Here is a 14,592-nt window from a genome sequence, read left to right as displayed (position 1 = left end):
CTTTCATTTTTTTAGAAAATGTCCAGCCTTTCTTTCTAAAAAGTAACGATACTCTCATTATATGGAGTCTATATTCCCTCAACAAGGCATTATTTTTACTACTTTTCCAAATAATTTTACTCGTATTGCCTTTTTGGAAATATGGCTATGCCTTCTTAACCAACTTTTCCGCTTCTATATTCCATCGGAGTTATACCAGCGTATGTTTTAAATAATTTTATAAAATAGCTTTGATTATCATAGCCCAATCGTTCGCAAATTTTCCCAACCGATTCATCTGTTTGTTCTAACAGCTCCTTTGCACGATTAATTTTCATCCGTGTTACATATTCCACAAATGTTTCTCCTACTTCCTTTTTAAACAATCTACTAAAGTAACTAGGATTTAAGAATAAATAACTAGAGATTTCATCTAATGTGATTTTTCGTTCTAGATTCATCGCAACAAATTTAAAGGCTTCAATAATCTCTTTTCTTTTCGTCTGATCAATCGTTTCATGATAATGAATGATTTTCTCAAAATAGTGCTTAAGCCAGTCCTTTAATTGATACATATACTCCATCAAAAAAATCTCTTTATGTTTGGATTCAAAGGAGTATTCGCCTGAAAAGTATTGCAGCGCTTGTAATTTCACATTTAAATCCAATAATAATTTCCAAAACCAATCCTTTACTATCTCTGGTGGAAATTGGTTTTCCATTATATATATCGTCCATTTATGGATGAAATTACTTATTCGCTCCACCTTTTTATTCAGAACAATCATTCTCATTTCTGTCGCTGCTTCATCATACTTAGCGAATAGTTCCTCCGTATTCTTTACACACTCCTTTATAGATGACACTGTTCTTGGGAGCATATAAAACAGCTGCTGATGATTATTTAACAATCTGTTGACTGTGTTTTGATAGTCTAATAAGCTTTCAGATGTTTCACCAATAATGGATGAACTGTGCATATTTAAGCCTTTGTCAATCGAGAGCTGAATCATTTTCAACGTTTCTTTTGCATTCGATAAAGCGTTCCTCTGATATCCTAAGTCTCTTGGAAAAAAGATAAAAACCTTATTGGAATGATTAAGAAAATGAACGGCTAAAGGATTTAGTCTTCCTAATAATTCTCCCACAATATTAGAAACTGCAAAATATAAGGTTTCTTCTGGAAATAAATCTAAAGGATGATGATGGATTGATAACAGTGTTACAATATATCCTTTGTCCGCTAATAAGCCAAATTTTTTTCGGTCACTTTCCCATTCAGCTTCCTTTTTATAATAGCCATTATTTATTAATCTTTTTATGAATGCCGTCTTTTCTTTTTCGATGTTTTTATGAAGAATATGCTGTAATTTTTGTTCTTTTTGTTTATTATTTAGCATAGTGTCAAGTTGTATTTTAAATTTCTCAAGTAATTCATATAGCTCTTCTAGTTCAAATGTATCCTTTACTAAATAATCGCTGACCTGTAACTTAAGTGCTTCTCGGGCATAATTAAATTCTGTATGACAGGATAACAACGCCACTTGCAAGCTTTCATTGATCGACTTCATTTTTCTTGTTAATTCAATTCCATTCATCTTAGGCATGCCAATATCAGAAATTAGCACATCAGGCATTGTTTCTTCTGCTTTTTTTAAGGCACTTACTCCATTTTCATGGGTACTCATCACTTCAAAGCCGAGGCTTTTCCAGTCAATTGTTTTCGTCAATAGCTCTAATACAGGATAGTCATCATCTACAAGCATCACTTTATACATTCTTTTTTCCACCTTTCATTGGGAGATTCAAAATGACTTTTGTGCCATTTCCAAGTTCGCTTATAATATCCATATTAAAAGCTGGTCCAAAGGTAATCGATAATCTTTCATAGACATTGGCTAAGCCTAACGACGAGAATCCTTTCACTTGCTGCTTTCTTTTCGGATTCTCCAGTGATGCGGCCTGAAAAGTTTTTTTCTTTAATTGTTCTAAATCCTCTTTGTTCATTCCTAAACCGTTATCTTCAATCGTAATGATTAACATCTCATTTACTATCACTGCATGGATTAAGATTAATCCATCAGACTGATTAAATCCATGAATAATCGAGTTTTCAATAATAGGCTGGAGAATAAACCTTGGAATTTCAAATGGATAAGCATCTGGATCGATATCCATCTCTAAGGAAACTTTTCGATTTTGTCTCATATTCATAATGTGAACAAAATCGAAAAGAATTTCTATCTCCTCTAAAAATGTGATTATTTCTTTATTTTTATCAATAGTTATGCGCAGTAATTTTGTAAGAGATGTGATCATATTGGCACTTTCTTTGTCTCCTCTTATCATTACCTTCATGCGAATGGAATTTAATACATTAAACAAAAAGTGAGGATTTATTTGCGCTTGTAGCATGGCAAATTCTGCTTTTCTTTTCCTAGCCTCTGTTTCCGTTATTTCTTCAATTTTTGTATTAATATGATCTAGCATCAGATTAATTGATTTACTTAGCCTTCCTATTTCATCTTTCCCTTTAATTTTTGAACGGACAATCAAATTCCCTGCCTGAACTTTATCAGCTAGTTTTGCTAAATATTCGAGCGGTTTCGTAATTGTTTTCATTGAATAGGTAAGTAAAAGCAAGAAAAGCATAAATGATAGTACTTGAATAAGAAATACTTTCTGAAATATCCCATTTAATTTATTTATCGATTGTTCATAAGGAACAAATGACACTAATTTCCAATTCGAAAAAGACAGGGTATGTTCGGTGACGATGTACTCCTTATCTTTCATTTTCAAAACTTCTGATCCATCTCGATTGAATAAATTAGACCGATAGGTGAAAACGGTTCCTATTTTCTCGTCATCACTATGTGACAGGATTTTACCAGATGGATTAAGCATCATGACATCATTATATCCATCCATTTTAGTAAATACTTCGCTTAGTTTATTTTCCATTATGGTAACAACCACATATCCGTAAATTTGGATGCCCTCATCCCTTAAGGTGCGGACAATTGAAATTTGATAAGGATTATTCTTTTTTTCCAATTCAAAAATCGTTGGCTGAGATTCAATCCAAGTAGATTCATATCCAACAGCTTCTTCGATGTCTTCATACCACTTTTCTTTAAATAAATCTCTTGGATCAAATTCAGCAACATTATAATTTGTGAAGTATTTTCCATTTTTTAATAATATGGTGACATAGGATTTCTCTCCAACTAGTGTGATATTCTCAATGGTGCGGTTTATTTCATTTTCCAATAGATATTGATCATACCCATCCTTGTCTGCATCACTTTTCGCTAGTCCTTTTAAAACCGTATTCATTTTCGGATCAAGCTGCACGAAATTAGCAACATAAAGCATATCGCTAAATAGCTTTTCTATATATTCACTTGCAATATTCAGCTCTCTATTCGCATTAGAAAGCGCCTGTTCCTTCACTGTATTTTTTGTCATATAATTATAAATTAAAAGCGAGATAACTGCTGGAATAATCAAGCTGATGATAGAAATTAAAATGACCTTATAACGAAAAGAACGGGGAGTCCACATATTTTTTAACCAAATAAGCAATATGTTTCCTCCCCTCATCTTGTTTTTTTATTTATTGCTATCGATTAATTCTTGTACCCTTTCATTTGTTACCTTTATCGTTTCATCGACATCTTGTTCATCAAAAATTAATTTTTCATATTCTTCATTCACTACTTTGTAAATTTCAGCCTGATAAGATACTGGTGATACTAGTTTAGAAGATTTCTCATTTGAAAGAACATTCGTTAAAGATTCTTTGTCCACCTTTTCTGGGTTTAGCGTACCAGTTAATATATTATCAATTATTTCTCCAAATTGATCATTACTTACATTATTCCAAGATGGAATATTTTTTCCTTGTAAAATTTGTCCTTCCGTTGTATACCAACGAATAAATTTATAGGCTTCTTCTTTATGTTCTGAGTTATTGGCGACTGCCATAAAGTCAGTAGTTACCGGAGTATACCCGCCTTCTGCGTCACTCGTGTTCTTTGGATAAGGAGCAACTGCGACGTTAAACTCCAATGGGAATTGGTCCGTTCCCCCCAATTCTGTATTCATCCAGCTGCCAATTAGTACTGTACTAGCATCCTGGTTAAAAAATTGATTTCGATAATGAAGTTTTTGAGACATGATATCGGTATAAGGGACAGCGGATTTGTCGACTTTTTCCATTTGATAGCGTATTTCCAGCGTCTTCTTAAAGAGCGGATTTTCAATATTGGAGCTTCCATCTTCTTTAATAAATTCTGTATTTTCTGCTTCACTAGCTAATGCTAGTTTCATAAACTCTAACCATCCACCATTTTGCGGACCAAAGAAAAATGTTCCATAATGATCATCTGTTGTTAATTCTTTCGCATATGTTTGAAATTCATCCCATGTCCAATCTGTCGGAACTTCTAAGCCTGCTTTATCTAAATGATCTTTATTTAATAAAACATACCATGGATTAAATTTACCTGGTAAAGCATAATATTTATCACCAATTTTGGTATCTACTTTATATTCATCCGTGACGGTGTAGCCCTCTTTTTCAATAAATTCATCAATGGGAGCCACCATTCCCATACTCACACGCTGTGCATAGCTTGCTGTATCACTAAACATTAGTACATCTAGCTGTTCACCAGAAGCAGCAGCTAAATCTAGCTTTTTAATTGCCTCTTGTGTATCTCCCTTTTCACTTAAGATGACTAAATCCACATTTATATCTGGATTTGCCTCTTCAAAAGCTGCAATTGTCTTTTTCCAGTTATAAGATGCTTCATTACCGTGAGTGTGGAATTTAATTGTTACTTTTCCATCTTCATTGCCAGAAGCTTTTTCTGATGCTCCACTACTACATGCCGTCATGACTAAAGTAAGAATTAAAACAAAAATTGATAGCTTCCAAGATTTTCTTTGCATCTGTTTATTCCCCCTACGTATTATATCATGTAAACCCTTACAGGAATAGATTAACAGAAGTTCCCATCTTACTAATAAAAATAATTTTACTTATCCTGCAACAATTTTTACTTTTAATTTTAACAGTATTAGGAGGAATATAATTGTCTGCTTCTCTCTTTTAACTTTGAAACTTCCCTTCCTGTAATTTAGTTATTCTTATTTCAGCCATCTTCATAAAAATCGGATTAGAGAAATATAATAGAATAGTAGCAAGTCCACTACCTATAAAAAGCAAACCAGCACCTGAAAATACTACGCCTAAAAACAGCATCGTAAAGACACCGATGATCATGGACAACGTATGGAGTGGATGAGTACATGCAAGCAGAAAGGCTACTTTAAAATATTGAAAAAGCTTCAATTCATAATGAACATATACAGGAAACAGATAGAGTAACGTCAATAAGAAAAGAAACACTCCCCCAACTAACATTCCTATTAACCCAACATTTATTGATCCTTGTATCGACGCAATAATTCTCCAATCGATATAAAGGAACGCGATAAAAGCAAACACAACTGCTCCTACTTTATTTGCTTTACGGATTTCTTGCTTAAATGTCTGCCAATATGTACGCAATACTGGAATATCTGTTTCCTTTTGAAGCCATTTACGAATAATAGTCACCATTGCTACAGTAGAAGGGAAAAGGCCCCCAATAAAGAGGCCCATTGCACTGAAAATAAGCCAAAGTAAATTAATATAAGCTAATCTCGTAATCCATTGACAGACATCATAAACCTTTCCAGACCATCCCCCAATTTCTGCTTTCATGAATCAATCCCCCATCTCATCCTATATAACTTAATCTAAATGAAACACTTCCTCCAACTTATGTGACACAGGACTATAATCTTCATTCGTCTCCATAATTGGCGCCATATACTTCCACCATTTTCTGCATATTGCCGTTTGGGATATCGCATCATATGCCGCCTCGTCCTCTACTTCTAAATAAGCAAATAACACTTGGGATTCATGATGAAGATAAATGGAATAATTGGAAGCGCCATGTTGCTTCAGCGCCTCTTCCATTTCTGGCCAAAGCTCGTCATGCCTCTTTTTATATTCGTTTTCATATCCAGGTTTAATAAACATAATCGATGCTAATCTTTTCATTGTATCTCCTCCTATTTTTCAGAACTAAATTCAAATTCTAGATATACACGAAAATTCCTGCTTAATTTCTTAAGAGAGAGATCAAGTAATAGCACTTCTTCTCCTTTATTAAAATGGTTAACAAACGAATCTCTTTGTATACTTACCTCATAGTAATTGGAATCAAAATAAATATGGATGCAAGATTCTCCTTTGATACTTATTCCACCATCACATCTTTCAACCGAAACATTGGGCAATATAAAGCGTTCAATGATGGATTTTGGCTCTTCAGAAAACTTAAAAATGTCTTCCACGATTAATTTTGGAAACTCTGTTTTAATCCAAGTGAATTTCCGCGAGACATTTAATAGAGATGGATCTCTATAAGCTTTTGTCATTTCCAATTCAAACAAATCTCTCTTTCTATCAGAATTGGCAGTGACTAACCGAGCATAACTGGCTTTTCCTGCTTCTTGGTAAGAATGATTGATAATAGGGACGGAATGGCCTTTCGAACTATTACATAAATAAGTGTATCTATTCTCATTGAAATAGTCCTTCGTATATAAGCCACTTCCCAAATCCTGCAGCAAAGTTGTCTTATTGGCTTGAAGGATAAAATGTCCGATATCATTATGATTATGTGGCTCATTATTGCTTCCCCCTTTAGCTGCAAAAGCAAAAGACCCTGCATTTGATTGAACTCTAGAGATTAACCACTGGGAGTCCTCAGAAATAAACGTTCCTTCTTCCCATTTGCTTGGTGATAACGACGAATCAAACCATAATAACGCGCGGATGGCTGGTGCCCATCTGCTACAATGATCATCTTGATATCGCGCATATAATGGAAGTTCTGGAACGATAACGTCCTCATACTGATTTACTAAGAAATGACTCATCCCTATAAGTACTTTTGCTTTAGGGGGTGCATCAGAAAAATTCACCACTAAATCTCCCTCTAAAAATGATCGAATAGGAATAAAAACCAAATCCATATTGCCAATATAAATATCCTTCCATACATATTCCGTCTTCTGCAAAACCACTTAAATAACTTTCCATTACAGGGAGAACTTTTTCTAAAATAAGCGCAAGTTCTGTGGAATCTTGGATTAAATGGATGGCAGCTGAACCGATAGAACCCCCACAAACAGCGGCCCAATTATGGGTTTCTGTTTCCCATTTGAAATTTCCTTCGAGAAAGGGAATAAACGTCCGATTATACACCTCTTCATAAATTCTTTTCCCTATCAATGGATCTAAGTATTCTTTTGTGAGCGTATATATTTCACTTAAGGCAAAAGCTGTTTCAGCAGAAAATAAGTCGATTGTATAAGTAGTATCTTGTTTTTCTGTAAGTGAATATAATTGACCACAGTCAGTTTCGGGACTATTTATTAGATGGGCAGGTAAACACCATGAGAATTCATTACAGATAGACCAAATAATATCTTGCAGTACTTTACGAAATTCCTCCTTTTCTGGTTCAAGAAGTACCATGATTGCATAGGTATTCAATTTTCTTCTTTTCTGAAAATATGCTGTTTCATATTCTATTCGAGTACCTGTTGTTTCAAATAACTGAAACAACGAATACGGCAGTTCGTCATTATTTATTTTTTGTTGTTGAAGCTGCTCTAGTGTCTCACTTACTTGTTTTAGGATATCAGCATAATCAGGATTATGTTGAATGGATTTCCACCATGCTTTTTTTGCTTCAGCATTTGGAAAAAACAGAGAATATTTCCCATCTAGCTTCTCCAGCAACTCTTCGAAAGTCAATATTCACGCCTCCTTTTAGCCTTTTACTCCACCTAATGCTATCCCTTCAATTACTTGTTTTTGCCCAATAATAAATACGATTACGAGCGGTAAAATAGCTGAGACTGCCGCAGCCATAATTAGAGAGTAAAATTCGCCATTGATTGTCGTAAACTTCTGCATTGCAAGCTGTATCGTCAATAAATGATCAGAACGAAGGAAGATTAATGGGTTTTGATAATCATTCCATGTCCAAATAAATCGAAGGATGGCATAGGTCGCTATGGCTGGCTTTACAATTGGAAGTACAACTCGCCAGAAAATCTTCCAGTGTCCGGCTCCATCGATTTTTGCAGCTTCAACAAGCTCATTCGAAACTCCCATAAAAAATTGTCTAAGCATAAAAGTACCTAGCACACTAAAGCTTCCTAATAAGATTAACCCTAAATGACTATCAAACAGCCCAATTTTGCGGTAAATAATAAATTGTGGTACTAAAATTGCCTGTGCAGGTACCATATAAGTAGCTAAAACGATTAAAAACAAGAAATTACCTAACCGAAAATTCACTTTTGAAAATCCATAGGCTGCCAGCGCAGAAACAGTTACCGAAATAGCAGTAGTAAATACTGTCACTTTAATGGTATTCCAATAATAAATGTAGAATGGATTTTCCCCAAACCAGACTTCTTTATAATTGTTGAAACCATTCCATCTTTCTGGAATCCACTGTATAGGAAATTTAAAAACGTCTGCTTCTATCTTAAAGGATGTCGAAAGCATCCATACAAACGGAAGAAGAAACATAATACTTATCATTAACATGACGATTGTCATTATCGCTTTATTTATGGATAGTGATTTAAGCATCCGCAAACCCTCCTTAATAATTCACCCATTTTTTCTGTCCTAACCATTGAATAAGCGTAATAGCAAAAACAATAAAGAATAAAATAACGGCCATTGCAGAAGCGTGACCTATATCTAAATTAACAAAAGCAGTATCGTATAGGTTCCATACAATCATGCTTGTTACGTGCATTGGTCCTCCTTTTGTTAAAACAGAGATTAAATCAAATACTTTAAAGGTTGAAATAATACCAGTAATCAACAAGAAGAAAGTAGTCGGTGAAACCATCGGTAACGTAATGTTTTTAAATTTCACCAATGCGCTTGCCCCATCAATATCAGCGGCTTCATATAGATCTCGTGGGATGGACTGCAGTGCAGCTAAATAAATGATCATATTAAAACCAATCGAAATCCAAATTTGTATAAACATAATGGAAACTAATGCAAAGCTTGGATCTGCAATCCATTTGGGAGGATTATCAATGCCGAGTGACATAAGAAATTGATTAATCGGACCTAAAGATGGGTGAAACAATACTTGCCATACTACTGCAATTGCCACCACACTTGAGATATACGGCATAAAAAATGCTACTTTAAAATAACTCTTAAAATAAACATTTCGATCGATTGCAATTGCTAGAAACAAAGAAATAACCATACAAATTGGTACCGTTAACATAAAAATAGCATTGTTCATTAAAGAGCGTATAAATATCTTATCTTGAAATAAATCTATAAAATTTTGTAGTCCTACCCATTTCAATTGCGAAATATTAGTAATAAAACTCCAATCAGAAAGACTTAAAATGAAGGTTGCAACAATTGGCAGTAAGACAAGGATGGAAACACCAATTAACATTGGTGAAACAAACGCAATCCCTGCCCAATTTTCATTTTTCACATGTTTACTTTGCCGCTTTTTCTTAGTTGGCTTTACTATATCCGCAGTCTTAACCTCTGTACTAGCACTCATGTTACTCACCTCTATCATCTTATTTTCTTTCATTATAGTAAAAATGACAGCACTTACATTAACGTTATTTTGCTCAATACAGAGACAAAATTTACTTCTTTCATTTGGCTTGTAACAATGGAAGGTACTATCTATGAGGATGATAGAAGTGATAAAGAAAAGATTTGTTAGTCACAATATTATAATAGTCTTCGTCCTTTGCAGCAAAAAAGAGAAAAAAACCATTCATTTGATTTCTTCCTCTTCTTGTCTTTTTCTATTCCATGACACGGAATTTCAGTTTTGTTTCAGCTTGATATATTTCTCCTGGCTTTAAAACAACGGATGGGAATGCAGAGTGATTGATTGCATCGGGAAGCCCTTGCGTCTCCAAACATACCCCTAAATATTTTTTAGCAATTACCCCATTGAAACGATATTGATCTTCTAACATATTCCCTGTATAAAGAACGACTGCAAGCTGGTTTGTAATTAAAGACATTTCCCGTCCACTTTCTCGATCTCGCAAAATAGCAGAATGAGAACCATCTTCTGCAAACACAAGCGGATGATCGTATCCATTTCCTACTATTCTATTTTGTTCAAAATCATTGTCCATTCCTTCTTTCAATAACTTGCCTTTTGCAAAATCAAATGGAGTGTTATTTGTTGGAATCATTTTTCCGGTCGGAATAAAATCTTCCCTAAGCTCTAGAAAGCGGTCGACATCTGCAATCAGCTCATGCTCTAAAATATCTCTTTTGTTATTACCGCTTAAATTAAAATAAGAATGATTAGTTACAGTAACAGGTGTTTCTTTATCCGTTTTCCCGCTATAAGATAAGATTATTTCATTATCATTTGTCAATAGATAATCTACAGTTAAGTCAAAATTACCTGGATATCCTTCTTCTCCGTCTGGACTATGGTATGTATAACGGATGCCTATTGCATCATCCTTTTCTACTATTGAAGATGCAAAGACCACTTCACTCCATCCTATATTTCCGCCATGCAAATGATTAGGAGGGGTATTGGTATTCAAGCGGTACTCTTTTCCATTAAGTTCAAATTTTCCTTCTTTAATTCTTCCAGCAACTCTTCCTACAATGGCACCTAAATATGGTCCTTTATTTTCTCGATACTCTTCTAATGTTTCAAAACCAAGCACTACATTTTCCTTGTTTCCTTCTTTATCAGGTACGATTATCTTCGTAATAATGCAGCCGTAATTCATGCTAGAAAAACTCATTCCGCTATTATTTGTAAAAGTAAATTCCGTTACATCTGCTCCGTTTATTTCTCCCATTGATCTTTGACTGTAATTCATATGAACCTCTCCTCTTTAAAAATATTCTCTACATCTTTCCTAGTACTTAAATGAATACCTTTACCCTAAAACCCAAATTTGAAATCGCCTTCATTTCACTTTTCAAAAAAAATTCCATGCCATTTGTAGTAACTAATATAGTTTGTTTAACATATTAACTATTCTACTTATCTATTTTACTTTATTTGATTAAACTTGGTAATATCTTTTTATTAGAAAGACAGAATTTCATAAAAAAAGCTGTCAACACTCCTATCAGGTTGTTAACAGCTTCCTCCTATTATTAATGAACTCTTACGGCGAATGTTTCATATGGCTTTAACTGTAAATTCGAAAAGTCAGCATGTTGGCGGTGATAGTTGCTAATGATGATATCCTCACTCTCGCCAAACACAGGCATAATTAGGCTTCTGTCTTGCGCGCTAAAGTTTGCAATCACAATCCATGTCTCTCCTTCAAACTTACGAGTATAGGCAAAAATTTCTTCTTCTGTATCTTTGATTAATTCGAAATCTCCCCATACAATGATTGGGTTATCCTTTCTTAATTGAATCAAAGATTGATAGCAATAAAAGACAGAATTAGGATCTTCTAAATTATTTTTCACATTTATCTCCGTATAGTTGGGATTTACATGAAGCCAAGGTGTTCCTGTGGTAAAACCGCCATTTTCCGTATCATCCCATTGAAGAGGTGTTCTTGCATTGTCTCTGCCTTTTACATTAATAGAATGAAGAATCTCCTCTTTCGTATATCCTTTTGCTAATCGCTCATGATACATATTAATGCTTTCAATATCATTTACTTGACTAATATCTGTGATGGGGCAATTGGTCATACCGATTTCTTCACCTTGATAGATGTAAGGTGTTCCTTTCATTAAATGCAAGAGAATGGCAAACATTTTTGCACTTTCTACCCGATATTCTTTATCATTTCCCCAACGCGAAACGATTCTTGGTAAATCATGATTATTCCAGAATAAGCTGTTCCAGCCTTCATTTCCAAGTGATGTCTGCCATTTAGCAAGAATGGTTTTTAATTGATTGATTTCTAATGGCTTCAGATCCCATTTTTGTTTGCCTTCTTGCTTATCTAAACCAATATGCTCAAACTGAAAGACCATCGAAAGCTCTTTTCTAGCTGGATCGGAATATAATTTAGCAATTTCCGGTGTTGCTCCCCATGTTTCTCCTACTGTTAAAACATCATAATTGCCAAACGATTTTTCATTCATTTCTCGGATATACTCATGAAGCTTTGGACCATTTCCAGTAATACCAAGATCAGGTTGTTTTCCTACTAAATCAATCACATCCATTCGGAAGCCGCCGATTCCTTTGTCTAACCAATAGTTCATCATTTTCCAAACTTCTTCTCGGACTTTTTTATTTTCCCAGTTTAAATCTGGTTGTCTTTTACTAAATAAATGTAAGAAATATTGGCCGCTTTCTTCATCATATTCCCAAGCAGAACCACTAAAAGTGGATTTTAAATCATTTGGAGCTTCGCCATTTACTGGGTCACGCCAAATATAATAATCACGGTATGGATTGTCTTTTCCTTTTTTTGCTTCTATAAACCACTTATGTTCATCGGATGTATGATTGACTACTAAATCCATGACAATTTTAATTCCTTTTTCATTCGCCGCAGCAATTAATTCATCCATGTCTGCCATTGTACCAAACTCATCCATTATATCTTGATAATCACTAATGTCATAGCCATTATCATCATTTGGTGATTTATATACAGGGCTTAGCCAAATTACATCAATGCCTAGCTTTTGCAAATAATCTAATCGATTAATGATCCCTCTAATATCGCCAATTCCATCCCCATTACTATCTTGAAAGCTTCTTGGATATATTTGATATACAACCGATGTTTGCCACCATTTCTTTTCCATTTCGTTACCCACTTTCTATTCTTATTCGTCTAAGCGTAAACGTTTACGTTTAATTTAAAAAAATTTAATGTTCCCAATGTTTTACTGATGCTCTTTCCACTATATCGAATGGGAGCATTTCTGTTTTTACTGCTTTCTTTTGCTGAATTGCCTCGATTATTTTGAAACAGCCCTTTTCTCCCATTAACCGAAATGGCTGCTCAATCGTCGTTAAGGGTGGTACAGCCATTTCCGCAACTCTCGTATTATCGTAGCCTACGACGGAAAGGTCCTCTGGTATTTTTATCCCTAATTCATAAGCAGCTGAAATAATGCCAAGCGCTACCTCATCACTTACACAAAATACTGCTGTTATCCCATCCTTTTCAGTATGAAAAGCATAAAGGGCTTCTTTTCCTGCCGTAAAACTATAGTCTCCTGCTTTTATGTCGTTAGCAGAAAAGTTTAATCCATGATCTTTTAACGCTTTTTTATATCCTTCAATTCTTGGAATCCCAGCTACTCGATCAGAGAAATCAACACCTGCCAAGCCAATTTTCCGATGACCATGTTTTATTAGATACTCTGTAGCAGCATAAGAGGCTTCATAATCATCTACTTTTATAAATGGTATTTGTTTATTTGGTGTATCTGTTGACAATAACACATATGGAATACTCAATGATTCAATAGCTTGAATTTGGTCTTCCATTAATGGAATGGATACAATAACAAGCCCATCCACTTTTCTTTCTTCCAGCATCTTCAAGCAATGAATTAAACGATTACCTTTAACTCCTGCATGAGATAAAATAACACTAAAACCATGTTTTTGTGCCAGCTTCTCTATTCCATTAACAATATCTGCATAAAAAATGGTTGATACACTCGGCATAATAATACCAATTAAATTACTAGATTTTTTTACTAAGCTTCTCGCCATTTCATTTCTTCGGTAACCTAGTTCTTCTGCGATATGGAGGATTTTCTTCTTTGTCTCTTCGTTATAGCCACCTGCGCCATTTAAAACTCGCGAAACAGTTGCAGTAGACACCTTTGCAGCATTTGCTATATCTTTTATCGTTATCGTCATTTTTGCCACCCTTTACGTAAACGTTTACGTTGCCTTCACTATAACATAAAAATATACTGCTTACAACACCCCAATGATTAAGAAATAATTAGTTTGATAGCATGGATTATTCTTTTCTATTATGTAGTCATTTGAACAGAACCCGGTAAATTCCATGCAAGACAACGCTATCTATATACAACCTTGACTAATAATTTATTCTCCGATATATCTCGTGAAAAATAAGTGAAATAAACTGAGCAAAACTACATAAAATCAACAACAACACAATAAAGATACAGAAAAGCACTATAAAAAACCACCTCAAAAGGAAAGGTGGTCAATGCACTTCGTCTATTATTTACTGCTATTATTTACTGGAAAATCGCCTTTCTCCCAATTAGTAGGACCTTCATTGCTTGGGATAAATTTGCTCCAATATTCACCAGTCTTCTTATCGAAAATGATAATATTATTCTCATTTGCAGGAACTAATTCATATCTATAATCATCATTATCATTCTCTACTTTTGTGGACTCTTTACCAAATGCAGACAATATGAACAAACCTAATATGGTAAAGCCTATTATAGTGGCTAACCCAAAAATTATGGATGAACTATTTTTCATTTTTCTACCTCCATAC

Annotated in this window: 13 protein-coding genes; all 13 read right to left on the bottom strand. The window is 34.4% G+C overall.

All coding sequences use genetic code 11. The features are described from left to right. Nucleotides 1-155: 155 nt before the first annotated feature. The gene (locus tag NST77_RS04345; protein WP_095333135.1) at nucleotides 156-1,757 is read right to left on the bottom strand and encodes a response regulator; all 1,602 of its coding nucleotides are present in this window, start codon (nucleotides 1,755-1,757) and stop codon (nucleotides 156-158) included. Further along, nucleotides 1,750-3,567, bottom strand: a complete 1,818-nt coding sequence (locus tag NST77_RS04340; protein WP_163188241.1) for a cache domain-containing sensor histidine kinase — start codon at nucleotides 3,565-3,567, stop codon at nucleotides 1,750-1,752. The genes NST77_RS04345 and NST77_RS04340 overlap by 8 nt, the downstream gene beginning before the upstream one ends. Before the next feature lie 27 nt (nucleotides 3,568-3,594). Then, nucleotides 3,595-4,938 (bottom strand): ABC transporter substrate-binding protein, encoded by a 1,344-nt coding sequence (locus tag NST77_RS04335; RefSeq protein ID WP_445668904.1) that lies wholly within the window; start codon nucleotides 4,936-4,938, stop codon nucleotides 3,595-3,597. 160 nt (nucleotides 4,939-5,098) lie between these two features. Further along, the gene (locus NST77_RS04330) at nucleotides 5,099-5,755 is read right to left on the bottom strand and encodes a YesL family protein (protein WP_163188243.1); all 657 of its coding nucleotides are present in this window, start codon (nucleotides 5,753-5,755) and stop codon (nucleotides 5,099-5,101) included. A gap of 30 nt (nucleotides 5,756-5,785) precedes the next feature. Next, nucleotides 5,786-6,100 (bottom strand): L-rhamnose mutarotase, encoded by a 315-nt coding sequence (gene rhaM, locus NST77_RS04325; protein WP_047941597.1) that lies wholly within the window; start codon nucleotides 6,098-6,100, stop codon nucleotides 5,786-5,788. An 11-nt stretch (nucleotides 6,101-6,111) separates the two neighbouring features. Then, entirely contained in the window at nucleotides 6,112-7,029 is a 918-nt protein-coding gene (locus NST77_RS04320) for a heparinase II/III domain-containing protein (protein ID WP_341122757.1), read from the bottom strand. Beyond that, complete coding sequence (locus tag NST77_RS04315; RefSeq protein ID WP_341122756.1) at nucleotides 7,016-7,867, bottom strand: hypothetical protein; 852 nt, start codon at nucleotides 7,865-7,867, stop codon at nucleotides 7,016-7,018. The genes NST77_RS04320 and NST77_RS04315 overlap by 14 nt, the downstream gene beginning before the upstream one ends. 15 nt (nucleotides 7,868-7,882) lie before the next feature. Next, the gene (locus tag NST77_RS04310; RefSeq protein WP_095333145.1) at nucleotides 7,883-8,716 is read right to left on the bottom strand and encodes a carbohydrate ABC transporter permease; all 834 of its coding nucleotides are present in this window, start codon (nucleotides 8,714-8,716) and stop codon (nucleotides 7,883-7,885) included. A gap of 13 nt (nucleotides 8,717-8,729) precedes the next feature. Beyond that, the gene (locus tag NST77_RS04305; RefSeq protein WP_445668903.1) at nucleotides 8,730-9,707 is read right to left on the bottom strand and encodes a carbohydrate ABC transporter permease; all 978 of its coding nucleotides are present in this window, start codon (nucleotides 9,705-9,707) and stop codon (nucleotides 8,730-8,732) included. Between the two features lie 223 nt (nucleotides 9,708-9,930). Further along, nucleotides 9,931-10,983 carry an aldose epimerase family protein gene (locus NST77_RS04300; protein WP_171509495.1) on the bottom strand — a complete coding sequence of 351 codons (1,053 nt, stop codon included), beginning with the start codon at nucleotides 10,981-10,983 and terminating at the stop codon, nucleotides 9,931-9,933. Between the two features lie 283 nt (nucleotides 10,984-11,266). Then, nucleotides 11,267-12,895 (bottom strand): glycoside hydrolase family 13 protein, encoded by a 1,629-nt coding sequence (locus tag NST77_RS04295; RefSeq protein WP_163188247.1) that lies wholly within the window; start codon nucleotides 12,893-12,895, stop codon nucleotides 11,267-11,269. A 64-nt stretch (nucleotides 12,896-12,959) separates the two neighbouring features. After that, nucleotides 12,960-13,967: a LacI family DNA-binding transcriptional regulator gene (locus NST77_RS04290; protein WP_341122755.1), complete on the bottom strand. Its 1,008-nt coding sequence runs from the start codon at nucleotides 13,965-13,967 to the stop codon at nucleotides 12,960-12,962. 336 nt (nucleotides 13,968-14,303) lie between these two features. Next, nucleotides 14,304-14,576, bottom strand: coding sequence for a hypothetical protein (locus tag NST77_RS04285; RefSeq protein ID WP_163186625.1), 273 nt, complete (start codon nucleotides 14,574-14,576; stop codon nucleotides 14,304-14,306). Nucleotides 14,577-14,592 lie beyond the last annotated feature (16 nt).

It is taken from the genome of Niallia sp. FSL W8-0177 (assembly GCF_038006285.1).
GTDB classification, from domain to species: Bacteria; Bacillota; Bacilli; order Bacillales; family Cytobacillaceae; genus Niallia; species Niallia circulans_A.
This window is presented reverse-complemented; position numbering and strand designations above follow the sequence as displayed.